Annotated in this window: 21 protein-coding genes; 18 read left to right on the forward strand and 3 right to left on the reverse strand. The window is 41.3% G+C overall.

All coding sequences use genetic code 11. The annotated features are described in order from the left end of the window. Window positions 1-93: 93 nt before the first annotated feature. Together yidC and B2V22_RS02600 are read right to left on the reverse strand one after the other, a co-directional pair. Entirely contained in the window at window positions 94-1,020 is a 927-nt protein-coding gene (yidC, locus tag B2V22_RS02595; protein ID WP_290490332.1) for a membrane protein insertase YidC, read from the reverse strand. A gap of 90 nt (window positions 1,021-1,110) precedes the next feature. After that, on the reverse strand, window positions 1,111-1,389 hold the full coding sequence (locus B2V22_RS02600; RefSeq protein ID WP_290490333.1) for an acylphosphatase: 279 nt from the start codon (window positions 1,387-1,389) through the stop codon (window positions 1,111-1,113). 193 nt (window positions 1,390-1,582) lie between these two features. On the opposite strand from B2V22_RS02600, the gene B2V22_RS02605 reads away from it, so the two are divergent. The 12 genes from B2V22_RS02605 (at window position 1,583) to B2V22_RS02660 (ending at window position 15,078) form a co-directional block, all read left to right on the forward strand. Beyond that, a complete protein-coding gene (locus B2V22_RS02605; protein ID WP_290490335.1) occupies window positions 1,583-1,960 on the forward strand; it encodes a DUF1033 family protein in 378 nt (125 codons plus the stop codon). Window position 1,961: 1 nt separating this feature from the next. Further along, complete coding sequence (locus B2V22_RS02610) at window positions 1,962-4,385, forward strand: DNA translocase FtsK (protein WP_290490337.1); 2,424 nt, start codon at window positions 1,962-1,964, stop codon at window positions 4,383-4,385. A gap of 89 nt (window positions 4,386-4,474) precedes the next feature. Continuing rightward, the gene (gene pgsA / locus B2V22_RS02615) at window positions 4,475-5,053 is read left to right on the forward strand and encodes a CDP-diacylglycerol--glycerol-3-phosphate 3-phosphatidyltransferase (protein ID WP_290490339.1); all 579 of its coding nucleotides are present in this window, start codon (window positions 4,475-4,477) and stop codon (window positions 5,051-5,053) included. 114 nt (window positions 5,054-5,167) lie between these two features. Continuing rightward, window positions 5,168-6,394, forward strand: coding sequence for a competence/damage-inducible protein A (locus B2V22_RS02620; RefSeq protein ID WP_290490341.1), 1,227 nt, complete (start codon window positions 5,168-5,170; stop codon window positions 6,392-6,394). Window positions 6,395-6,483: 89 nt separating this feature from the next. Beyond that, window positions 6,484-7,575 carry a recombinase RecA gene (gene recA / locus B2V22_RS02625; protein WP_396159498.1) on the forward strand — a complete coding sequence of 364 codons (1,092 nt, stop codon included), beginning with the start codon at window positions 6,484-6,486 and terminating at the stop codon, window positions 7,573-7,575. Window positions 7,576-7,804: 229 nt separating this feature from the next. Then, a complete protein-coding gene (rny, locus tag B2V22_RS02630; RefSeq protein WP_290490342.1) occupies window positions 7,805-9,376 on the forward strand; it encodes a ribonuclease Y in 1,572 nt (523 codons plus the stop codon). Between the two features lie 287 nt (window positions 9,377-9,663). After that, window positions 9,664-10,101 (forward strand): AAA family ATPase, encoded by a 438-nt coding sequence (locus B2V22_RS02635; RefSeq protein ID WP_290490344.1) that lies wholly within the window; start codon window positions 9,664-9,666, stop codon window positions 10,099-10,101. After that, entirely contained in the window at window positions 10,073-10,864 is a 792-nt protein-coding gene (locus B2V22_RS02640) for a hypothetical protein (protein ID WP_290490346.1), read from the forward strand. The genes B2V22_RS02635 and B2V22_RS02640 overlap by 29 nt, the downstream gene beginning before the upstream one ends. Window positions 10,865-10,894: 30 nt before the next feature. Beyond that, window positions 10,895-12,451: a VWA-like domain-containing protein gene (locus B2V22_RS02645; RefSeq protein WP_290490347.1), complete on the forward strand. Its 1,557-nt coding sequence runs from the start codon at window positions 10,895-10,897 to the stop codon at window positions 12,449-12,451. Window positions 12,452-12,460: 9 nt separating this feature from the next. Further along, window positions 12,461-12,910: a hypothetical protein gene (locus B2V22_RS02650; RefSeq protein ID WP_290490349.1), complete on the forward strand. Its 450-nt coding sequence runs from the start codon at window positions 12,461-12,463 to the stop codon at window positions 12,908-12,910. Window positions 12,911-13,046: 136 nt separating this feature from the next. Beyond that, window positions 13,047-14,762, forward strand: a complete 1,716-nt coding sequence (locus B2V22_RS02655; RefSeq protein ID WP_290490351.1) for a DUF2075 domain-containing protein — start codon at window positions 13,047-13,049, stop codon at window positions 14,760-14,762. Continuing rightward, the gene (locus tag B2V22_RS02660; RefSeq protein ID WP_290490352.1) at window positions 14,752-15,078 is read left to right on the forward strand and encodes a nucleotide pyrophosphohydrolase; all 327 of its coding nucleotides are present in this window, start codon (window positions 14,752-14,754) and stop codon (window positions 15,076-15,078) included. Before B2V22_RS02655 ends, B2V22_RS02660 begins: the two co-directional genes overlap by 11 nt. A 58-nt stretch (window positions 15,079-15,136) precedes the next feature. Here the strand turns inward: B2V22_RS02660 and B2V22_RS02665 are convergent, their stop codons facing one another. Next, window positions 15,137-16,678, reverse strand: coding sequence for an Nramp family divalent metal transporter (locus tag B2V22_RS02665; RefSeq protein ID WP_290490354.1), 1,542 nt, complete (start codon window positions 16,676-16,678; stop codon window positions 15,137-15,139). A 307-nt stretch (window positions 16,679-16,985) separates the two neighbouring features. Between B2V22_RS02665 and mutS the strand changes: the two genes are divergently transcribed. The 6 genes from mutS (at window position 16,986) to queA (ending at window position 25,194) form a co-directional block, all read left to right on the forward strand. Continuing rightward, window positions 16,986-19,595, forward strand: coding sequence for a DNA mismatch repair protein MutS (mutS, locus tag B2V22_RS02670; protein WP_290490356.1), 2,610 nt, complete (start codon window positions 16,986-16,988; stop codon window positions 19,593-19,595). A 12-nt stretch (window positions 19,596-19,607) separates the two neighbouring features. Further along, a complete protein-coding gene (gene mutL / locus B2V22_RS02675) occupies window positions 19,608-21,662 on the forward strand; it encodes a DNA mismatch repair endonuclease MutL (RefSeq protein ID WP_290490357.1) in 2,055 nt (684 codons plus the stop codon). A gap of 240 nt (window positions 21,663-21,902) precedes the next feature. Further along, the gene (gene msrB, locus B2V22_RS02680; protein WP_026465353.1) at window positions 21,903-22,343 is read left to right on the forward strand and encodes a peptide-methionine (R)-S-oxide reductase MsrB; all 441 of its coding nucleotides are present in this window, start codon (window positions 21,903-21,905) and stop codon (window positions 22,341-22,343) included. Between the two features lie 4 nt (window positions 22,344-22,347). Further along, window positions 22,348-22,980 carry a Holliday junction branch migration protein RuvA gene (gene ruvA / locus B2V22_RS02685; protein WP_290490360.1) on the forward strand — a complete coding sequence of 211 codons (633 nt, stop codon included), beginning with the start codon at window positions 22,348-22,350 and terminating at the stop codon, window positions 22,978-22,980. Between the two features lie 27 nt (window positions 22,981-23,007). Further along, window positions 23,008-24,069, forward strand: a complete 1,062-nt coding sequence (gene ruvB, locus B2V22_RS02690) for a Holliday junction branch migration DNA helicase RuvB (protein WP_290490361.1) — start codon at window positions 23,008-23,010, stop codon at window positions 24,067-24,069. Next, entirely contained in the window at window positions 24,070-25,194 is a 1,125-nt protein-coding gene (gene queA, locus B2V22_RS02695) for a tRNA preQ1(34) S-adenosylmethionine ribosyltransferase-isomerase QueA (protein WP_290490362.1), read from the forward strand. It begins immediately after the preceding gene. Window positions 25,195-25,208 lie beyond the last annotated feature (14 nt).

Genomic DNA, 25,208 nt, shown 5'->3' on the forward strand with positions numbered 1-25,208 from the left:
ATTTGACGAAGAGCCTTTTTAATAGCGTAAGAAAAGCCCTCTGGCTAGCGTATTGAACGACAAGTCAGAGGGCTTTTATTGTGCAGTCAGTTGTTATTTACGTTGTTTGCCAGCATTACGGTTTGTTTTGCTGTCACTATTTGTTAAGCGTTTGTTTGTAGATTCTTTCTTAACAGAATCAGTCACATCTTTACGGCCGCTAGAAGGTTTCTTCACCTTGATTGGATTCTCAGCCATTTCTTTATCTACTTCTGCCTGAATTCTTGGCTTGAAGTAGAAAGTGGTAAATAATGATTGAAGAATTGACCAAATGGCACCTGCTAAGAAGTAAAGTGTTAACCCGGCTGGTGTTGTAAATACGATGAATCCCATCATAACTGGTGTCATGAATAGGGTAGAACGCATTTGTGCTTTTTGTTCTTCTGGCACACCTTGCAAGGCAATGAATGATTGAATCACGTACATTACAATGGTGATAATGGCTAATACCATATGAGATTCTCCAAGTGAGATACCGAAGAATTCAGAGTTGGCAATTTGTTCACTGACGCGGATAGCGGTGTATAAACCAGAGATGATTGGTAATTGTAATAATAATGGTAAACAACCCATACCACCAAACATAGAAACGTTATTTTCGCGCATAAATTCTTGTTGTTCAGTCGCTAATGCCATTTTCTCTTCTTGCGTTGTGGCATTTTTCTGACGCTCTTGAATTTCTTTTAAGTATGGTTGGAAAGCAGCCATCTTAATTTGTTGACGCGTTGAACTTTTCAGCTGGTTCAGGGTAAGTGGCAATAGAATAATACGAATGGCAATAGTAATAATGATAATGGCAATTCCGTAATTACCAGCAAACTGATCAGCAATCCATACGATAAGTTGACCAATCGGTTCTACTGTTAGGCGGTACATAATACCATCTGGATTATTTGGGTTGGCACATCCACCCAAAAATACCACGAGTGACATCACTAACACCATTAGCGATAGGCGTTTATTTATTAAACGGCTTGACAATACTTCACGTCCTTTAATTTACATAGTTATTTGATTTTTGTTTAAGTATCTTGACTAACGTTACTATTGTAGCTAATTTAGGGGGTTATTTCAATAAACGGTGCGAAAATTTACCATTTCCTCACTATTGAAGGTTTCAACGACTTGGATATTATCGACATAGGCGGATGGATTTTCCGGCATTTCTTTGACTTCTTCAACAAAAGCACGCAAGGTGTCATCATCTGCTTGAACAAGAATTTCTACTGATCCATCATTCTTATTCTCAACAGTACCCGCTACTTTCATTCTTTTGGCGATTCTTTCGGTAAAATAACGAAAACCTACACCTTGCACACGTCCGGTAACAACAATTCGACTTGTTTTCATGAATATCCCTTCTTTCATTATGATTATTTAATTATACTAGATATGAAGCTGATTAACATCAGCCTAAGTACTGATTTTTAAATAGATTTTTTATTAAAATGAAGTCCTCTCTTTACGTTAGGTCAAAACATCACCAAGATGAAAATCGACCATAAGTTTGGTATAATAGGATGCTGATTGGAGAGTGAAGCAGATGAGTTTCCAAGTATATCAAATAGATGGATTCGACGAGCCATGGTGGTTTAAAGATGACTGGCATGAGCATGTTGTCGCTGTTCAAACGGCTGACAGTTTAGAAGAAGCAGCACGTATTTTTCAAGGTGAATCATTAAAGTTGCAGAGCTTGTTTCCGAAGACGCGTAGTCGAGTAGAAGGCATGCGCGCTTTCTGGCAACCGGGTGAAACGGATTGGTGTGAACCCTGTGCAAATGATGAACAAGTCTACCATAGCCTAGTCCTTTATGAGAACCAACAAGCTTTAAGTGAAGCACGCGTAAAAGAATTAACCAGTATTTTAGACAATATCAATCACCGTTCGAGCGGTAAAAATCATTTAAAAGAGGAGGGTTAGCGTGGCAAGAAAAAAGAAAAGACGAACTAAAAAACAACAAGAACTATTCCGCATGCAATTATTTTCTGGGATCTCATTATTTTTCGCCATTATTGGTGTATTAGAGCTTGGTGCACTGGGTCGATTATTCATGCATCTGATGGAATTTTTTGTTGGGGGACTAGCCATTCCTGTATTCATTATTGAAATTATCTTCACAGGCTGGGTTCTTGTGACGGGGCATGGCCCATTAGTTTTAGGTAAAATCATGAACACGGTGATTTGGGCAGTACCTATCCTAGCTATATTAATGCATGCTTGGGATTATTTAGCCATTGCCTTATCCAGTGATACATCTGTATTAGAGGTGACATGGCAACGGGCTATCGCCAATTTTACCGCTGAAGGTGCCGGTCAACCCTTGGGTGGTGGGCTTTTAGGTGGTTTATTATACACCTTCACCTTCTACACAGTAAGTCAATTGGGGACCTATATTTTCGTGGGCATCGCTTTAATGATCCTATTGTGCTACTTGTTCAGTATTACCTGGTTAGATCTAGTCGAAGGGATTCAGTCCATTACCAGTGTGGTCTTTAATTGGTTAGGTGAATTCTGGGACACAACGATACAACAATTTTCAAGTTACCGTGAGGACCGGGAAAAATATAAGGCAGATCAATCTAAACAAAAAGCTAGCCGAAGTAAAGCTGTTAAAAAAAGCAAGCTGTCTAATGAAGACCAAGAGAGTTCGGAAAACAACAACCGCATTAAACCAAAACAAGAGGATATAGACGACGAAGATTTAGTCATTGTCGGGCCAAGCGCTAGTGCAAGTAATGGCAACCAACCAGTCGAAATAGAACAAACTTCTCTTGAAATTGGCACGCAGGCTGATGAATTCCGCAAGGCTGAACAAGCAAATGCGCAAGCTAGTCCAGATACTGACGACCAAGATGTTGATACTGAACCAGATGACGGTAAAGACATTGTCATGGATATGGCTGCAGAGCCAGATAATCCAGAGTACAAATTACCACCAGCCCACTTGTTGACGCCAATTAAAGCGACAGACCAAAGTGGCGAATATGCTGTTATTAAAGAAAATGTCCGTAAACTCGAAGCGACTTTTAAGAGCTTTAATGTGGATGCTAAAGTCACTAAGGCTAACTTGGGACCAGCTGTAACAAAATATGAAATTCAGCCAGCGATTGGGGTAAAAGTAAGTAAGATTGTTGGATTAGCCGACGATATCGCCTTATCACTAGCTGCTAAAGATATCCGGATTGAGGCGCCAATACCAGGTAAATCATTTATCGGGATTGAAGTGCCCAATCAAGATGTATCCTTGGTTTCCTTCCGTGATTCTTTCGAGCATCAACTGCAATCGGGTAAAGTCTTGGAAGTCCCATTAGGAAAAGATATTTCAGGCAATATTCGTTCAGCAGACTTGACCAAGATGCCCCATTTACTGGTTGCTGGGTCTACCGGATCTGGTAAATCAGTCGCTATCAACGGGATTATTGTATCCATTTTGATGAAGGCCAAGCCTAATGAAGTCAAATTGATGATGATCGACCCTAAAAAAGTGGAACTATCGATTTATAACGGTATTCCACACTTGTTAACACCAGTTGTAACCAATCCAAGAAAAGCAGCTCAAGCCTTACAAAAAGTCGTTCAGGAGATGGAACGTCGTTATGAATTGTTTGCTGCTTCGGGCCAACGGAATATTGACGGTTACAATGACTTCGTTCATGAAGAAAACCTTAATGAAGGTACCGCACATCCGACCCTACCTTATATCGTTGTGATTGTAGATGAGTTAGCCGACTTGATGATGGTCGCTTCTAAAGAAGTAGAGGCCGCAATTACCCGTCTAGCGCAAATGGCACGTGCAGCTGGTATACATATGATCCTAGCGACACAAAGACCATCTGTTGACGTTATTACAGGGATCATCAAGGCCAACGTACCATCAAGAATTGCCTTTGCGGTATCCTCAGGAACTGACTCAAGAACCATCATCGACCAAAATGGGGCTGAGAAATTATTGGGTCGAGGAGATATGCTCTACCTACCTATGGGTGAGTCGAAACCAATTCGTGTTCAAGGGGCCTTTATCACAGATGACGAAGTGGAACAAGTGGTTTCTTTTGTAAAAGACCAACAAGAACCAAATTATGTTGAATCTATGATGCCAACTGAGACCAAAGAATCAGCGCCAGGTGAAGATTTAGATGAAATGTGGGATACTGTCCTAGAATTTGTTAAAACCCGTGAAACCGTCTCAATTTCTATGTTACAACGTCAATTTAGGGTCGGTTACAACCGGGCCGCCCGTCTAGTAGATGATATGGAACAACGCGGAATTGTCGGCCCACAAGAAGGGTCTAAACCACGTACGGTTAACATCTTCCAAGAAAATGGCGACGAACCAACCGAATAGGTTATGTAATAGACCGATACATACATTTGCCAAGTAAAAAAATGTTATACTATATTTAACATGGTAGACAGTCAACTAGGAGGGATTATTTGAATTTACCAAATAAATTAACCATCATTCGGATTATCATGATTCCAATCTTCATGATTTTCGTATCTATTCCAGCGAGTGGAGATGGGACACAAGTACTCGGCAGTCAGTGGTACTGGCAATACGTGGTGGCAGCTATCATTTTCGCAGTCGCATCATTCACCGACTGGCTAGACGGTTACATCGCACGTCGCGACAATCTTGTCACTAATTTCGGTAAATTTGCCGACCCGTTAGCCGACAAGATGCTCGTTGCAACAGCCTTTATCGCCTTAGTTGGTATCGATTTAGCCCCAGCATGGTTAGTCTCAATCATTATCATGCGCGAATTAGCTGTCACCGGACTCCGTCTATTACTAGTGGAAAAAGGGACAGTCATGGCAGCTGGGAGTGCTGGGAAATTGAAAACATTCACCCAGATGCTTTCCATTATCTTCCTGTTAATCGGGGATTTCCCTTTAGGGTTCTTGCCGTTTTCAATCGGACAAATCCTACTATATCTAGCATTAATCTTCACCATCTATTCAGGTGTAGACTACTTCGTTAAAAATATTTCCGTATTTTCAGATGGATTATAAGCACAATTTTTAAGGGCTTCGGTTTTTACCGGGCTCTTTTTTGTTCTATAATATACAGGTATCACTATGCGCAAACGCATAAATAAAACGTATATACTAATAGGTGGGAAAAGAATGAAAGTAGAAATTATAGCTGTTGGAACTGAATTGTTAATGGGACAAATCGCGAATACAAATGCACAATTTATTGCACGAAAATTGAATGAATTAGGCTTTGACCATTACATACAAACGGTCATTGGCGATAACCCTGAACGGTTAAAGAAAGTGACTGCTCAGGCTGAACAAAGGTCGGATATCATCATTTATACAGGTGGTTTAGGCCCTACCCGGGATGATTTAACTAAACAAACTATTTCAGCATACTTAAATCAACCACTCATTCACGATGAAGAGGGGATGAAAACCATCAAAGCAGCCTTTAAAGGCAGAGTTATGACTGAAAACAATCTGGCTATGGGACTGACTTTTGAAGCAGGACATACTTTCCCCAATGATGTAGGGCAAGCGCTTGGTACAGCGATTGAACATGATAACCATACCTATATTCTACTGCCAGGACCACCATCTGAAATGAAGCACATGTTCAACCATTATGTAGTTGATTATTTACTAGACCAATATCAAAATGATATCGTACTAACGTCTAAATACCTGCACTATTTTGGGATTGGTGAATCGCAATTAGCTGATACTATTGATGACTTAATTATAAGTCAAGAAAATCCAACTGTTGCCATTTACTTCGGAAATTTCATGGTAACAGTTAGACTAACTGCAGCGGGCAAAAATGAAGCAGAAACCAAGCCTTTATTAGAAAATATGGCTACAGACATCAATGACCGGTTAGCCGACTATTATGTAGGTGAAGGAGAAAACTTAGGCATCAATGAAGTATTGGTAGAGAAATTGACTGAGCGCGACCAAACGATTGCCTTTGCTGAAAGCTTCACTGGGGGACTAGCAGCTAAGAAAGTTGTCGATGTTCCAGGCGCTTCAAAAGTCTTACAAGGGTCAGCCGTCACTTATACAGAAACAGCCAAAGCCAATGTCTTGAATGTGAAAGAGGACACACTGCAAACTTACGGTATGGTGAGTGCAGAAACAGCCACTGAAATGGCAGAAAATATCCGAGATCTATATCAATCTGACTTTGGGATATCCTTTACAGGCGTCGCTGGACCAGACGCAATGGAAGGGAAAGTGGTGGGGACTGTCTATATTGGTATCGCCCAAGCTGGCCAAGAAACTAAGGTTTTAACACCGGCATTAAGGGGCAGCCGTCAAAATATTCAATATCGTTCAGTCTATTCAGCTTACTTTGATATCATTAAAAATTAACAGAACATTCGTTCGCTTTTCTCTTGCTTATTCAGCAAAAGAATTATAAAATAAAAGAAACGCAAGAGAACATTTAGGAGGATTTACGCATGACTATGGATAAAAACGATAGCAACCGTCAAAAAGCACTAGACGATGCAATGAAAAAAATTGAGCGTAACTTTGGTAAAGGCTCAATCATGAAAATGGGTGAACGCGGAGACGCTAGAGTCTCTACTGTTCCAACAGGTTCATTAACATTGGATATTTCTTTAGGAGTTGGGGGCTACCCACGCGGTCGTATTATTGAAGTCTACGGACCAGAATCATCTGGTAAAACGACTGTTTCATTACATGCAATTGCAGAAGTACAAAAACGCGGTGGTATTGCAGCCTTTATCGATGCTGAGAATGCGCTAGATCCTGAATATGCAGCTAAATTAGGTGTAAACGTTGATGAGTTACTCCTTTCTCAACCAGACACTGGGGAACAAGGTTTGGAGATCGCTGACGCTTTAGTATCTTCAGGTGCCATTGATATCATCGTTGTCGATTCAGTTGCAGCCTTAGTACCACGTGCCGAAATTGAAGGTGAAATGGGTGACTCTCATATCGGTCTTCAAGCCCGTTTAATGTCTCAAGCATTACGTAAATTATCAGGTACCATCAACAAAACGAAAACAATCGCCATCTTTATCAACCAAATTCGTGAAAAAGTTGGGGTAATGTTTGGTAGTCCTGAAACAACACCAGGTGGTAGAGCCTTGAAATTCTACTCTACAGTACGTTTAGAAGTGCGTCGTGGTGAACAAATTAAAGAGAGCGGTAGCGCAATCGGTAACCGTACTAAAATTAAGATTGTTAAAAATAAGGTAGCACCACCATTCAAAGTGGCAGAAGTTGACATCATGTATGGGGAAGGGATTTCTCAAGAGGGTGAATTAGTTGACTTGGCAGCTGAATTAGACATCATTAACAAGTCCGGTTCTTGGTATTCATATGGTGAAGATCGTATCGGTCAAGGTCGTGAGAATGCAAAACAATTCTTACGCGAAAACCCAGAAATTCGTGAAACGATTGATGGACAGGTTCGTCAACACTTTGGTTTTGGCCAAAATGGTAAATTAAGCGAAGAAGAACTAGCGGCCTTAGAAGCAAATGATGAAGGGCAAGTGGAATTGTTGGAAGAAGCAACAGAATAAAAATTATTTTTAAATAGATAACGACCATGCCTTTCCCACTGAATCACTATTGGAAAGGCATTTTTTGCCATCTTTTTTGAAAAGGCTAACATGCTTTTGATTGCCGACTTGATTGACATTCATTCCACTTAAATATAAAATGAACTTATGTGCATGTAATGCATGTTTTATAATATTTTAATATTTACGAAAAAAAAGAACACAATTAAATAGATACGGAGGTGAAACTATGGGATTTACTGAAATTGCCTTCGCTATCATTGCTTTAATTGTTGGTCTATTGGGTGGCGTTTATGTAGGGAAGAAGTCTTTATTACAAGAACAAGAACGTGAAAAAGACGAAGCACACATAACCGCACAAGGAATCATTGAAAATGCTAAACGTAGCGCAGAATCTGAGCGGAAAGAAATTATCTTAAACGCAAAAGAAGAATTGCAACGATATAGAAATGAAGTAGATAGTGAAGTTAGAGATCGCCGTAGTGAAGTTAAGAAACAAGAAGACCGTTTAAACCAAAAAGAAGAAAAATTGGATAGACGAGATGCATCTATTTCTGACAAAGAAAATAAATTAAGTAATGAAGAACAGTCTTTACGTGATCGTAAGAAAAAGGTTGCTGAGACTGAAAAAGCAGCAGACGCATTAATTGAAAAACGAAATGAAGTTTTAGTTAGTGTAGCAGCTATGTCTCGTGAAGATGCCAAAAACTTATTACTAAAAGAGATGGAAGAAACATTAGCGCATGAAAAAGCCTTATTAATCAAGAAGGCAGAGCAAGAAGCTAATGACACGGCAGATCGAGTTGCAAAACAAATTGTACTTCAAGCTATTGAACGTTCTGGAGCGGATACAGTTACAGAATCTACAGTTACAGTTGTCCACTTACCAAATGATGATATGAAAGGTCGTATCATTGGTAAGGAAGGGCGAAACATTAAGACATTAGAATCCTTAACCGGAATTGACTTGATTGTGGATGATACACCTGAAGCTGTTGTATTAAGTGGATTTGATCCAATTCGTCGTGAAATTGCAAAAATCGCTTTAGATAAATTGATTGGAGATGGAAGAATCCATCCAGCCAAAATTGAAGAGGCAGTTGAAAAAGCTCGTAAACAAATGGATAGTAAAGTTAGAGAAATCGGTGAAGAAACTGTTTTTGATTTAGGTATTCATTCTCTTCACCCTGACTTAGTGAAAACATTAGGTCGCTTATACTACCGAACAAGTTACGGCCAAAATGTTTTGAATCACAGTATAGAAGTTGCTAAATTAGCAGGGGTGATGGCAGCAGAACTTGGTGAAGACGTACAGTTAGCTAAACGCGCTGGTCTAATGCATGATATCGGTAAAGCCGTTGATCATGAAGTAGAAGGGTCTCACGTACAAATAGGTACGGAATTTGCTATCAAATACCAAGAACCTGAAACTGTTATTAATGCCATTGCTAGCCATCATGGTGATGTTGAAGCAACAAGTGTCATCGCTAGCTTAGTTGCCATTGCTGATGCACTTTCGTCAGCACGACCAGGTGCACGCAGTGAATCATTAGAAAACTACATCCAACGATTACGTAGCCTTGAAGCTATTGCCAAAGATTATGACGGCGTTCATAATGCTTACGCAATTCAAGCTGGACGAGAAATTCGTGTAATGGTTAAACCAGATGAAGTAGATGATTTAAAAGCAATTGAATTAGCACATGACATTTCAAAACGCATTGAAAATGAACTGGATTACCCAGGACAAATTAAAGTAATCGTGATACGCGAAAAACGAGCGGTTGATTACGCAAAATAGTTTACCAAAGGAGCATGCAAATGCTCCTTTTTAGTTGGTCAATTTTAGTTGGTAATGGCCATTAAAACTTATTATGTTAAGGATAAATCTACCAGAAAAACCATCTTTTAACAGTGTCTGACAATAAAATAAGATTCTTTGAAAAGGACTATAATACAGTTTTTTTGAATACAATCATGTATTTATAAAGATTACAATAGATAAAAATATTTGGAAATAGGTAGATTTACGAGCGTAATCTCGTATAATAAAAAAGAAACGATGAATACAGAAGGTGTGAACAGATTATGACAGATAGAGTTGCTGGTTTACCTTATACAGCTGTATATAAGGGGCTAAATTTAATCCTGCAGCAAGATACGGATATTGTGCCAAATATTGTCGGCCACGGTGGAATTGGAAAGTCCCAAATGGTGCGTGACTTAGCCAAACATAACGGTTTTGGTTACTTTGAAATTACCTGTTCATTACTGCAACCAGGGGATTTGACCATGCCAGTTCCTAAAGAAGACCATATCCAGTACTATTTAAACCCTCAAATTCAAGGGGCCATTACAGAAGCAGAAGCTAATCCAGACCGCAAAGTCATTCTTTTTTTGGATGAATTTAACCGGCCAATCGCCATGGTGCAAGGGGAATTGATGAACCTGGTCTTACAACGTAACTTGATGGGCCACCCCCTTACCGGACAATGTGGTGATTATTACCGCAGAAAACCCGTCTAGTGATGTGGAAGGTTTTGAGAACACTTCATATGCTACAAATGCCCGTGACATGGCCATTAACGACCGGACCATGCGGATTCGAATGGGTGCCAACTTAGAAGATTGGCTTACCTCTTTTGCCCAAAAGACACGCACAAGTAATCCAAGTCGGACCATGATTCATCCCTTGATCACTGAATTCTTGCAGGCTGATGGCCGTCAATATTTCATTGTCATTGATGAAACAAGGGATAAAAACCCAACGCCACGTGCCTATGAACGATTATCTAACCTCCTGTACGCTTTTGAAGATGCGGGTCATGATATTTATCACCCAACGGATGACTACCTTGAATTCTTGGTTGAAGGAATCGAGGGGAATATTGGGGACGAAGCGGGTCAAGTTTTTGTGACTTTCTTGAGACAGCAACAAACAGATTTTATTAAACCAACAGAGATTATCCAAACGCAGGGCCCGGACTTAGACCAAGCCATCCTTGGCCGCTACCAAGCGATGCCAATCGTGCGTCGTAAACGTGTAATTGAAGATTTAACGGATTATATCATTAACCAACCGAATTTAATTGAAGACAAGCATCTGATCAGCCGTTATACAGATATTTTCGTCGCTTCTGAACCGGATGAAATTTATATTTTAATCAAACGAATGCATGACGGGCCGGATGATTCGGCTATTGCGAACTTCTACCAAGCCTTGAACCAAAATCCTGACTTTGTGGAGAAAACGTTTGACATCACTATGGCTGTGAACGCTAACCAATAGGCAATAATCAGGAAGAAAGGGGGTGCCTAAGTGAGTGAGCAGGTATTATTTTCCAACTTTGAATTTGAAAATATCGAGTCGACCTATCGGAAAATGAGCATCGCTTATATAACCTTTCTAAACCATGGTCAATACGAGGACTATGAGAAATTTGCTGACGCCCAAAATCAACTGTTGGGGATTTTGACGGCCACCCTTATGAACAATCAAGACTCTCAAAAGGGGGCAAGAGATGTACTTTTTGCGGGGATTCTCTTCCATACCGACCGGGAGATGAATGGATCACTAGCAAAACCGATTACCGTTGGTTTCCGTGGTTTAGACCTGGTTATGACCATTAATCCAATCCTATTCTATCTTTATTATGAAACACCCGAGGGGATGCTAGCGGCCATTAGACAGATGTGTTACCACGTTTTATTTGGCCATATCGTTGAGTATGATTGGGCTTTTAAAGATGAGGAATCAGCTAAAGTCATGACTGTGGCTATGGAAGCTGAGGTGAACCAATATGTGGATGACCTACCTGATACGGTAGTAACCTTGAAATGGGTCAAGCATATCACAGAAAATAGACACATTTTGCCTAAAGCAGGGACCTTGTATTATTATAATGAGTTAAAAGCGGTCAAAAACGACCCGAAAAAACAGGGGCACAACCAGACAGAATCGACCTTCAATAAGATGCTTGGGTCTGGGCAAATGGACGAATTATACAGCCAATTAACCGGCAATTTCGATCCTAATAAGGCGGAAGAATTGCGGATTGACTCGGCCAAACAATTGAAAGAGGAAATGAAAAACAACCGGACCATGCAACCGATAACCCCAAACAGCCAGCACGCGGACCTATACCGGAAATTGATGAATGGGCTGATCAAAGATTCTTATAGTCAGATGACTGAAGAATTAAGGTTAAAATTATCCAGTGAAGTCAAGGTCAACATCGACCAAATCACCAAACAGCGGGCATTAAACTGGCGGGATGTAATTAAACGAGGCATGGGGACGTCATTAGTGCCTTATAAAATGTCTAAAAACCGGATGAATCGTCGGCAACCGCACCGGTTAGATTTACCGGGCCGGATTTTAGATACAGCCAGTCGCTTGGTTGCCTTCTTTGATACCTCAGCCTCACAAAATGAAGAGGCTTTAGCTTATTCCCTAGGTGAATTGGCCAATATTCAAAAGACCTTGCATGCAGAAGTATGGGTTGTTCATGTGGATATGACAGTCCAATACGCCAAACCTTTAACCTGTCAGTCTTTGGAAGATATGGCATTTGCGGGTCGCGGGGGGACATCTTTCGCACCGGCCTACCAGTGGCTACATGAAAAAGGCTTCACCAATGAAGATACAGTAGCCGTTTATTTCACAGACGGCTATGGAGACGACGACTTTGAACGTTACGGTTTTACCAATATGTATTGGGTACTGACTGAAACAGAAGTGGGCGATCCCTCGCCTCTATCTACTGATGGTGGCGGAAAAGTTTTATATCTGAAAGCGGACGAGCGGTATAACCGACATGTCTTGCATTACCATAATAACGCCCCAAACAGTCACCAAGACAATGACCATATCTAGGAGGTTCAAATGGATACCATCAAAATCAAGAAAGCCTTGGTAAAGGCGCAAATGGGTGACTACGCCCCAATGGTAAAAGATATTCCCTATGCCACCTTTAAACAACTGAATATTCCCTTTCAATTTAATTTCAAACAAATTGACGAAGAAATCGCAGCTTATATTGTGGCCAATGGCTATTTAGACATGTTTCCAAGTCAGATGAACCAGTTAAATCTCTTGCAAAAGGGCAACCATTTTAGAATGGAAACAGGCATTTCAAGTGACAAGGACAAGCAATTTCTAGCCAATGCATGGGCAAAATACGAAACTATCAAACGGGCTGACTTAGCCAATACAACTAAAGAATCCATGATCAGCCGAACAGGTAGCCAAGTGTCCATGTGGGACAAATTAATCGGGCAAGATATACCGGAATTAAAAAATCAGCAAGAAGCATTATTAGCGGAATTTGCATGAATACTCGTTTAAAAAATGCTAACGAAGATAGAAGCTGACTAAGTCATGTCAAATTGGATGTGCACTTTGTCAGCTTTTCTGTCTATTATTTTGGGTTGCATTTCAATTTTCCTTGGCGCATTATGGAGGTAAGAATATGATGAGTGAGGGGAAGCAGATGGAGAAGCAAGACAGCTTAAAACCGATTGTTTTCGAGCGTCAAAAGTTTGATCTCGATGACATCCGGGAGATGCATACTTTATATATTGAAGATTACCCAATTGTCTATATCCTGCATCAAAATAAAGAGACGAATTCTCGGCCTAAAGCCTATATCGGCCAAACAGTTCATGTCCACAACCGGATGCGGGACCATTTAAAAAATAAAGCACGAAAAGACTTAACAGACGCTCTGTTTATTGGCCACCAGGCCTTTAACCAGTCGGCGACCTTTAATATTGAAACTAATTTAATTAACTATTTTATTGCGGACAACCAATTTTCCTTGCAAAATGTGAGTCAGACAGCCAACCTGTCTATGCATAACTATTTTCAAAAGTCCTTATATGACGATGACCTATTTGAAGATATCTGGGAATCTTTACGACGTGAGGGTTTGGCTAAGGAGACAACTGATAACCTTAAAAATCGAGATATCTATAAATTATCACCCTTTAAAACCTTGTCTGAACCACAGCGTGCTTTAAAAGAGAATATCCTCGATTATTGCAAGCGGGTGATGCAAGCTATTCACCAAGAAAAAAACGTCAAAAAGAAGGTCTATGTCATTCACGGTGAAGCTGGAACGGGTAAGAGTGTCATTTTGTCATCCCTATTCAATACCTTGCAAGAAGAGGCCCGGCAAAGTCATTCAGTATTGGCTGGGACTAAAAACGTCTTAGTAGTCAACCATTCGGAAATGTTGAAAACTTACCAACAAATCTCAGAATCACTGCCTTATCTAAAGAAGAAGGATTTCGCTAAACCGACGACCTTTATCAATAATCAAAAAATTGAGGAAGCAGATATTGTCTTGATTGATGAAGGCCATTTGTTGTTGAGCCAGCCGGATCCCTATAACAATTTTCGCGGGGAAAACCAATTAGATGCCATCATGGACAAGGCCAAGGTTGCAGTGCTAATTTTTGATGAAAAGCAATATTTGAAGGTCAAGAGTAAGTGGCAATCGGAAGATTTAAAGACGATTTTGAAGAAATACGACGCCGACGAATTCCATCTGACCGACCAATTCCGTATGAACGCCTCACCAGCAATCATGAATTGGGTGAATGATTTTGTTGGGCAAAAAGTGACGCCACTTCCGCCTTCTGACGACCACTTTGAATTCAAGGTCTTCGACGATCCAACTGCCTTTAAAGATTATATCTATCAAAAGAATGCGGATAAGGGATTGTCACGAATTGTGTCCACCTTTGATTTCGCCCATAAGAAGAATGGCGACGTCTATCTAGTGGATGAAGCTGGCATCAACCTACCTTGGAATACTACCGATAGTAAGGTGACCTGGTCAGAGCGGCCAGAAACAATCAATGAAGTCGGGTCCATTTACACTGTCCAGGGATTTGATTTAAACTATGTGGGGATTGTACTTGGACCGTCGATTGATTACGATTTTGAGACTGAAAGATTAACAGTCGATCCAAGCAAATATCAAGATACGGGTGGTTACAGCGGTGCGAATCGTTTTGCCAGTCATAAGGAGGCAATGGCTGCTAAAGAGCAGATCATATTGAATTCAATCAACGTCTTGATGAAGCGGGGGATATACGGCTTAGCCATTTATGCGGTTAATGACAATTTGAAGCGGAAATTACAGGACATGAGAGTGGAGGCAATGAAGAATGGCATCTAGTATGGACAAGGTCAATCAGTTCCGGGATGAGCGAAATTGGCGACAATTTCACAATGAGAAGGATTTAGCCCTTTCAATCACCTTGGAAGCGTCGGAATTACTGGAAATCTTCCAGTGGAAAACGGCAGCCGAGGGTGTTGAGGATTTGGACGCTATTAAAGACGAGTTAGCGGATGTGCTGATTTATGCTTATATGTTGGCCGATAATTTAAATTTGGATATAGATGACATTATTGAACGCAAGCTGATTAAAAACAATGAGAAATACCCGGTTGAAAAAAGCCGTGACAACAACAGTAAATATACAGAACTGTAAGCAAAATCGCGACCAGCCTCATTCAGGACTGGTCGCGATTTTATTTATATATAAGTGTTTATTTTGCAAAGGCCTTATTGCCTTTATATAAAGTAATGATGGTCCAAACGAGTAAGGATAGGATAAAGATCATAGTTAAAATAACTAGGACATGGGCTAGGGAAATTTGCCCAGCTGTCGGGTTGTCACCGAAGAAGGACAAGATTTCATCCGGTAAACCAAGCATGTTTAAAACAGTTAAACCAATGACAGATAGCCAACCCAAAACTTTGACAATAAGCGTATTTTTAAAGCGGTGACCCATATCTTTTTCAGAGTCGGTAATCATGAGTAAAGGAATGATTGAAAATGGTAGGGCAAGGGCTAAGAAGACTTGGGAATTGTTCATCAAGTTATTCAAGGCGATATGCTCTTCGACAGTCCCTTTTTGGCTGGTATAGATGACACTTAGGACGACTGGGATAATGGCGATTAAACGAGTCATTAACCGACGGGCCCAAAGTGGCAATTTCATTTCAATAAAACCTTCCATAATCACTTGGCCGGTTAGGGTGCCAGTAATGGTTGAATTTTGACCAGAAGCAAGTAGGGCGACGGCAAATAATGTGGCTAATACGCCTTTTGATGCTAAATCTGCTAAGACAGAATTGGCCATAAAGTTTGGATTAGACAAGGCTTCATATAAACCAAAGAATGACGGGTCTTGAACGACGCCAGTTTTGAACACAGCAGCCCCCATGACAAGTAATAAGGCATTGACGACAAAGGCAAGCCCTAATTGAATATTAGAGTCCCACATGGTAAAACGTACTGCAGCCGCCACTTGGTCTTGATTAGCGTGGTCTATTTTCCGACTTTGTGAGATAGCGGAATGCAGGTACAAGTTGTGGGGCATGACTGTCGCACCAATAATGCCTAGTGAACCGGCTAAGGGAGTCATCCCGTTCACTGCTGGACTGGTTTGGAGGACATCGCTGGTTGGTACAAAGGATGCGATAATGGCTGACCAAGTGGGATTTGATAAGGCCACTTGGTAGACAAATACGAATAGGATAACAAAAATTAAACAAACGACAATGGCTTCAATCTTCCGAAATCCGATACGAGCGAGTAATAATAGGAGCAGAACATCGAAGACCGTAATCAGAACAGCAATGAGTAAAGGTATATTGAATAGAAGGTACAAGGCAATGGCAGCCCCAATAACTTCTGCAATATCAGTTGCCATAATCGCCAATTCAGTAATGATCCATAAGATAAAAGCTAGTTTCTTACCGGTCCGTAAGCGGATGGCTTGGGCCAAATCTTCTTGGGTGACAATCCCTAGTTTGGCTGCCATATATTGGAGTAGCATGGCCACAAGCGATGATGCTAAAATCACAGACATCAGCTTGTATTGGAAATTTTGCCCGCCAGTAATGGAAGTTGACCAGTTACCTGGATCCATATAACCGACGGCAACTAAAGCACCAGGTCCGGAATAGGCTAATAGTGTTCGCCAAAATCCTTTACCGGTTGGGACTTCAACTGTTCCATTTATTTCACTTAATGAAAGATCACTAATTTTTCTTTTATGCTCTATACTCGATTCTTCTGTCATGGGCTACCGTCTCCTTTGGAAATTTCTTTTGCAAATAGAGTATACGCCTATAAAAGGTAAAGGTAAATATAAAAATAAGGGAAACCTAAAATAAATACATAAGAAAGCCACAAATGGTTGGGTGATGACTTGGTTAGCTAAACTTTCTTGGCCTATATAGACAAAGGCCAGACTCGTACAAGACATCAGATTTGTGGTAAAATGACAGAGATTAGGAAAAGTGAAGGGGAGACCTTTTTGTCATGCCCTTATACATAAAATAGATGAAAAAAGAAAATGTAAAAAAGATAAAGTGAGTGAATCTAAGATGCCTCAAAAAACCAAACAAACGCCTATGATGGAACAATATAATGAAATGAAGGGCCAATATCCGGATGCCTTCCTGTTTTTTCGTCTAGGTGACTTTTATGAAATGTTTAATGATGATGCCTTAAAAGCGGCTCAAATTTTAGAAATTACCTTAACCTCGCGCAATAAAAATGCGGAAGATCCAATCCCTATGTGTGGGATTCCTTACCATTCAGCCAGCGAATATATTAAGACCTTGGTCAGCCAAGGCCATAAGGTAGCGATTGCTGAACAATTGGAAGACCCCAAATTAACCAAGGGGATGGTCAAACGTGGTGTTGTGAAAGTCTTGACACCAGGGACCTATATGAATGACAGTATTGGCATAGTTGAAAACAATTACCTTTCTGCCCTAGATTACGTTAACGGCCAATACGTTTTAGCCTTTTCAGATGTGGGTACTGGGGAATTAAAAGTGACCACGCTTGACGACTTTAATGCTGTTTTGACAGAATTTGCCCAACTACAATCGAAAGAATTGGTTGTTTCCCAAGCTGTACCAAAAGACCAGGTAGCAGAATTACAACACCTACAAACCTTCACCTTATCACCTTTTGAGTTAACAGCTGAAGCTGGGTCGACAACAAGAGAAATTTACAAGCAAATCCTAGCCGACATTTCTGATGACCGGGAATTGAATGGCCTCTTATTATTATTGACTTATATAAATTCTATGTCCCACCAAGCAATTGACCATTGGCAGGTGGCGACTCACTATGAAGTAGCGCATTACCTCCATATGGACTACTATGCCAAAGGTAATTTGGAATTAACCGAATCAGTTAGAACCAAGAAACGGCAAGGGTCCTTGTTAGCCTTTTTAAATAAAACAGAAACGGCTATGGGCTTTCGCTTACTAAAAAATTGGTTGGATAGACCACTGATATCCCTGCCGGCAATTGAACGGCGTCAATCTCAAATTGAAGATTTGATCGAACATTATTTCCAACGTCTTGAAATTAAAGACCTATTACACGGGGTGTATGACTTAGAACGGTTAGTGGCAAAAGTAGCCATGGGGAACGTTAACCCTAAAGAATTATTACAATTAAACCAGTCACTAAGTCGGGTCCCAGGAATTATTGACACCGTTGACCAAATTTCAGCGGATAATGAAGATGACAGTGTCTGGGCCAATATCCAAGGGCAAATCACAGCCTTACCATCATTAACCGATACGATTACAGCGGCCATCAAGGAAGATGCACCGGCGACTTTAAAAGATGGAAATGTCATAGCGGATGGCTTTAATCCGCAATTAGACGAATACCGGGATGCCATGCGTAATGGCCAACAGTGGATTGCTCAATTGCAGGCAGATGAGCGGGCCAAAACGGGCATTAAATCCCTCAAAGTTGGCTATAATAAGGTCTTTGGTTACTATATCGAAGTGACAAAAGCTAACCTACATTTACTTGAAGGAGGCAGTTATGACCGCAAGCAGACCTTAACCAACGCTGAACGGTTCATTACGCCTGAACTAAAAGAAGTAGAAGCAAAAATTCTTGAAGCGGAAGAACAGTCACAAGTTCTTGAACACCAACTTTTCCAAGCTGTTCGTGAAGAAGTGAAGCGTCATCAAGCGACTTTGCAGGCGATTGCAAGTACAGTAGCTACTATTGATGTGCTTCAGTCTTTAGCGGAAATTTCAGAAACCCACCAATACGTAAAGCCACAATTTATGACCGATAAGCGTGACTTGTACTTGAAAGAATCAAGGCACCCGGTTGTTGAAGGGGTCATTGGCCAAGATCGATTTGTACCTAATGATATCGTGATGGATCCTGAAACAAGCATTTTGATGATTACTGGACCAAATATGTCCGGTAAATCAACTTATATGCGGCAATTAGGACTGATCGTCATTCTGGCCCAGATGGGTTCTTTTGTACCAGCTAGGGAAGCCCGTTTACCGATTTTTGATAAGATTTTCACCCGGATTGGGGCGGCAGATGATCTTTTAGCAGGTCAGTCGACTTTCATGGTGGAAATGATGGAAGCCAATCAAGCCTTGCAGCACGCCACCGATAATTCCCTATTATTATTTGATGAATTGGGACGGGGAACGTCTACTTATGACGGAATAGCCTTGGCCCAAGCCATCTTGGTCTATATCCATGACCATTTCGATGCGAAAGTCCTTTTTTCAACGCATTACCACGAACTCACAGCCTTAGATGAAAGCTTACCGCGTCTAGCCAACATTCATGTTGGGGCCAGTGAAGAGGACGGGGAATTGGTCTTCTTGCATAAGGTATTTAACGGTGCAACGGACAAGTCTTACGGGATTCATGTAGCCAAATTGGCCGGTATGCCGGGTGAATTGTTGCAGAACGCCCAAGTGGTCTTGCAAGAACTTGAAGCCAACAATTTAAATGAAGTCAATAAGGACCAACAGCTGTCGTTATTTGATTTAGTCCAAGAAGAACCGCCAACGAAACTGCTAGATAATAGGCCAGTGGATGCAGATAGTCAAGCAGTGATCGCCCAATTGAAGGCTGAAGATATTTATAACTTAACACCGATTCAGGCCTTAAACTTCTTAGCAGAATTAAAGAGCCAATTATAAAGGATGATGTAAATGGCGATACAAGAATTACCCATTCAAGTAGCCAACCAGATTGCAGCGGGGGAAGTGGTTGAACGACCAGCCTCAGTTGTCAAGGAACTTGTGGAGAACGCGATAGATGCAGGCGCCAGTGAAATTGTGATTCACCTAAAAGAAGCCGGATTACGGTCTATTCAAGTGATTGATAATGGAAAAGGGATTGCAGCAGACCAAGTTGGCCTAGCCTTTAAACGACATGCAACCTCAAAAATATATAGTTCAAGTGATTTGTTTAGAATACGGACACTGGGATTTAGGGGTGAGGCTTTGCCGTCAATCGCCTCAGTTTCAGAAGTGACCATGAACACCTCAGATGGGGAATCTTCAAGTGAAATCTATATTAAAGATGGGGAAATCGTTGACCAGAAGTCATCTGCTTTAAGACGTGGGACGTCTGTATTGGTAGAGAACCTCTTCTACAATACGCCAGCCCGTTTGAAATACTTGAAGAGTTTGCAAACAGAATTAGCACACATTACAGATATCATTAATCGTGAGGCCCTTGGACATCCGGACATTCGCTTTAACTATACCCATGACGGGAAAACCTTATTGTCAACAAATGGTAAGGACCGCGTCAATGAAGTCTTAGCAGCTATTTACGGCTTTAGACAGGCAAAAGATATGATGTCTATCGAAGGGGAGAACTTAGACTTCCACATTTCAGGCTACGTGTCCTTACCAGCTGTGACTAGAGCCAGCAAGTCTTATATGTCCTTATTTGTGAATGGTCGCTACATCAAAAACTATAAATTGAACCAGGCCATTTTAAAGGGTTATGGATCTAAATTAATGGTGGGACGGTATCCAATTGCGGTTATATATATTGAACTTGACCCGCAATTGATCGATGTGAACGTACACCCAACCAAACAAGAGGTCCGTATTTCTAAAGAAGATGACCTCTATGATATGATCAAAACCGCCATTATTGATGCCTTGGCCCCTGTACAACGGATTCCGGATGTATACGCAGACGGTGAAGGGGATGATGGCCAATCAGCCAATAATAGCGATTCAATTGATTCAACATCTTCTGGGCAAAGTAATTACCGCACTCTAAGCCAACCAACTACTTACCTTGGCGAGCAAGCTACTTTAGACTTCTCGGCTAGTCATGGCAGCAATAGCCAGCAAGATGCCACTAGCGCTTTTTCAGGTAATGGTTTCTCTAATGTTTTCGAAGAAGATGTCAATGAAGAGGTCAAACAATCTGTCCAAGTGCCGACTTACTTGCGGGATGAAGCCCAGGTGGTTCAAGCAGAGGACCTTGAAAATGAGGCTGATCATTCAGATGAGACGCCTGTAACTTATTTGGATACAGAACAAAAAGTGGACTTACCAAAATCTCACAACAAACCAGTCTGGCAAACGGTTAATCAAGTCCGGGCGCTTGACCAGGCTATCATGGACCGGAATATGTCCTTTCCAGAGTTGACTTATGTGGGGCAAATGCAAGGAACTTATTTGGTGGCTGAAAATGAGACGGGTATGTATTTGGTGGACCAACATGCGGCCCAGGAGCGGATTAAGTACGAATACTATCGGGATACCATTGTAGAATTTGGAGCGGCAATGCAGAGTTTACTATTACCGATTGTTTTTGATTTCTCAAATTCAGAGGCTCAAGAGATTGACCAAATCCGGCCAAAATTGCTAGAAATGGGGATTGATTTAGAACCCTTTGGCCCAAATGCCTTCCAGTTACAGCAGCACCCAATTTGGATGGGTAAGAAGAATATCCAAAAAATTGTGGAAGATTTGATCGCCTTAATTTTAGAAGATCCTAAAGCGACGGTAGGTAATTACCGTGAAGCAACGGCTATCATGATGTCTTGTAAACGATCGATTAAAGCCAACCATTATTTAGACGACATGCAGGCGAAACAACTGCTGCATGACCTGGCTTATACCAAAAATCCTTATAACTGCCCGCACGGTCGACCAGTACTGGTTCATTTTTCAAATTATGAAATTGAGCGGATGTTCAAGCGAATTCAAGATCCGCACGAGTCACCGCAATTGTAGAGCAATTAAAACTGTAATCTAGATTTTCGTGTATAAACGGATTTTGTGCTAGAATGTAAACAAGGGAAAGAGAGGTGCGACAAAAGTCGTTAAGACTTAATGTGCTGGACCAAAAGCTGAACAATTATTGCCAAGTAATTGGCACATTTTGGTCTAGTATCGGAAGAGTTTGACTTTTGAAGCCCGATATGACGACACCTGTTTTTCGGGTGGTCGAACGAGAAAAAAAGGAGTTTCATGATGACAAAAGACTACAATAAAGAAGAACGTTTGAAAGAACTATCTGAATTAGAATATGAAGTAACACAAAATGCGGGTACTGAACGCCCATTTACTGGTCAATATGATGACTTCTATGAGCAAGGTATTTACGTGGATATCGTGAGTGGTAAACCATTATTTGTATCTACTGATAAATTTGATGCCGGTTGTGGTTGGCCATCATTTTCAAAACCAATTTTGGAAGATGAAATTGAAGAGTTAGATGACTCCTCATATGGTATGAAACGTATCGAAGTCCGTTCAAAAGACGCAGATACCCACTTAGGCCACGTATTTAACGATGGCCCAGCTGAATTAGGTGGCTTGCGTTACTGCATCAACTCAGCTTCACTTCGTTTCGTATCGCTAGAAGATATGGACAAAGAAGGCTACGGCGACTTGAAAGAATTAGTGAAGTAAGACCATGTACGAATTTATGATAGGTCAGGTTGAAAGTGTCTACCCAGATGCTGTCATACTTGAAACGGGAGGGATTGGCTACTATATTTATATGGCCAATCCTTATCGTTTTACAGACAAAATCGGGCAAGATCAACCAGTAAAAATCTGGTTGTACCAATCTGTTTCAGAGAATGACATCCGTTTATATGGCTTTAAATCACAAGAAGAGAAGATTATCTTCCTGCAGTTGATTTCGGTTTCTGGCATCGGCCCTAAATCCGCCTTATCCATCCTATCATTAGACGATAACGCCGGTTTAGTCGCAGCCATCCAGGCAGAAGACAATGCCTTTTTAATGAAGTTTCCAGGTGTTGGCAAAAAGACAGCCGGTCAGATTGTGTTGGATTTGAAAGAAAAACTGCCAAAAGTTTTAGCTGAGTCTCCATCTTCTGCACTATTCAAGCAAGAAAGCCTGGATATTCAAGGCCCAGACCAAGTCAACCTACCATTCATGCATGAACTTGAAGAGGCCATGGCTAGTCTTGGCTACAGCCAAAGAGAAATCAATCGCGTAGTGAAAAACGCTGACTTCTCGGATGTAACCACTACAGCAGAAGCCATTCGCATCGCCTTGAAATTTATCACAAAACGTTAATATAGGAGAAGAAGGGAGGCAGTCGCCATGGATGTTGATCATCATGAAGATTTTGACCAGGAAGATTTAGCTGTTGAAATCGTCCATAACGGCCAAATTCACTCACCCCATGCACAAGCAGATGAAGCCCAGGAATTATCCTTACGACCTAAGTTTTTGCGGGAATATATTGGTCAAGCTGAGTTAAAAGAAGAGTTAGCGATTTATATACAAGCAGCTGAAAATCGTGATGAAGCTCTTGACCATGTCCTCCTTTATGGACCACCAGGTTTAGGGAAAACAACCCTGGCGAATATTATCGCCAATGAAATGGGGGTTAATATTCAAACCACCTCTGGACCAGCCATTGAAAAAACAGGAGACTTACTCGTCTTGTTAAATGAGCTGTCAGCAGGAGATGTCTTGTTTATTGATGAAATTCATCGCTTACCTCGTGTGGTAGAAGAAATGTTGTATTCTGCTATGGAAGACTACCAAGTAGATATTATTGTCGGTCAAGATGAAGGGGCCCACCCTGTACATTTTCCGCTGCCACCGTTTACCTTAATTGGGGCAACAACTAGACCAGGCGCCTTATCGTCACCATTAAGACACCGGTTTGGGATTGTTCAACATTTACGCTACTACACAGTGGATGAATTAGCGACCATTGTTGAACGGACCGCCCGTTTATTTGAGGTGCCAATTAAAGATCAAGCAGCAAAAGAAATTGGGATGCGGTCACGAGGGACACCTCGTATCGCCAACCGATTATTAAAGCGGGTCCGTGATTTTGCTCAAGTTTATCACGAAGATGGTTTAATTGACGATCCTATCACGGACAAGGCCTTATCTATTTTGAAAGTAGACCAGGCAGGTTTAGATGAAACGGACCGAAAAATTCTCGATGTGATTATTCGCTATTATGGTGGGGGACCGGTTGGTTTGTCGACCATAGCAGCGAATATCTCAGAGGAAACGACAACAATAGAAGATATGTATGAACCCTTCTTAATTCAAAACGGGTTCTTACAAAGAACGCCACGTGGACGTCTAGCAACACTAAAGGCCTACGACCATTTAGGCATACCTTATGCGGAGGAATTTTAAGTGACATTAACGACAAATGATTTTGATTTTGACTTACCAGAAGAACTGATTGCCCAGGTACCCATTCAAGACCGGTTGGCTAGTAGACTGTTGAAACTTGACGCCCAAACTGGGGATTTCCAGGATGGCCATTTTCCAGATGTAGCTAGTGAACTTGAAGCGGGCGATGTCTTGGTATTGAATAATACCCGAGTATTACCAGCGCGTTTACACGGGATTCGTCCTGATACGGGTGGACATATCGAAGTCTTACTATTAAATAATACGGAAGGCGACAAATGGGAAACCTTGGTTAAACCAGCTCGTCGTATTCGTGTGGGAACTGAGATTGTTTTTGGAGACGGTCAATTAGTGGCGGTTGTTACTGAAGTGCTTGACCATGGTGGCCGAATTGTGGAATTCAAATATAATGGTATCTTTTTAGAAGTTCTTGAGACTTTAGGTGAAATGCCATTACCGCCATATATCAAAGAGAGACTAGACAATCCTGACCGGTATCAAACCGTTTATGCCAAGGAAAATGGGTCAGCGGCAGCCCCAACAGCGGGCCTTCATTTTACAGAAGAATTTATGGCCGACTTAAAAGACCGGGGCGTTGAAATTGCCTACCTAACCTTACATGTTGGGCTTGGGACCTTCCGTCCGGTATCTGTTGAGGATATCGATGCCCACAAAATGCATTCAGAATTCTATCGCTTAGATCAAGAAAATGCAGCTAAAATTCGTCGTGCTAAAGAAGGTGGACACAAGGTGATTGCGGTTGGGACGACATCTATCCGCACCCTTGAAACGATTGGCACTAAATTTAAGGGGCAAGTCCAAGCTGATTCTGGTTGGACCGATATTTTTATCGCACCAGGCTATCAATTTAGCGTGGTTGAAGGTTTTATTACGAACTTCCACTTACCTAAATCGACTTTAATTATGTTGGTTTCAGCCTTTGCCGGACGCGACCATGTCCTTGCGGCGTACCAGCATGCAGTTGAAGAAAAATACCGGTTCTTCTCCTTTGGGGATGCCATGTTCTTACGAGGACCCCAATTCGCTGATCCAGCGATTACTGCACAAGATATTGAAGCGGCGAAGCAACGAAATAGTCAGTTTTTCACTGATGAAGACAAATAAATAGTGATTTTTAA

This window comes from Aerococcus sp. UBA6277, assembly GCF_002440555.1.
Classification (GTDB): Bacteria; Bacillota; Bacilli; order Lactobacillales; family Aerococcaceae; genus Aerococcus.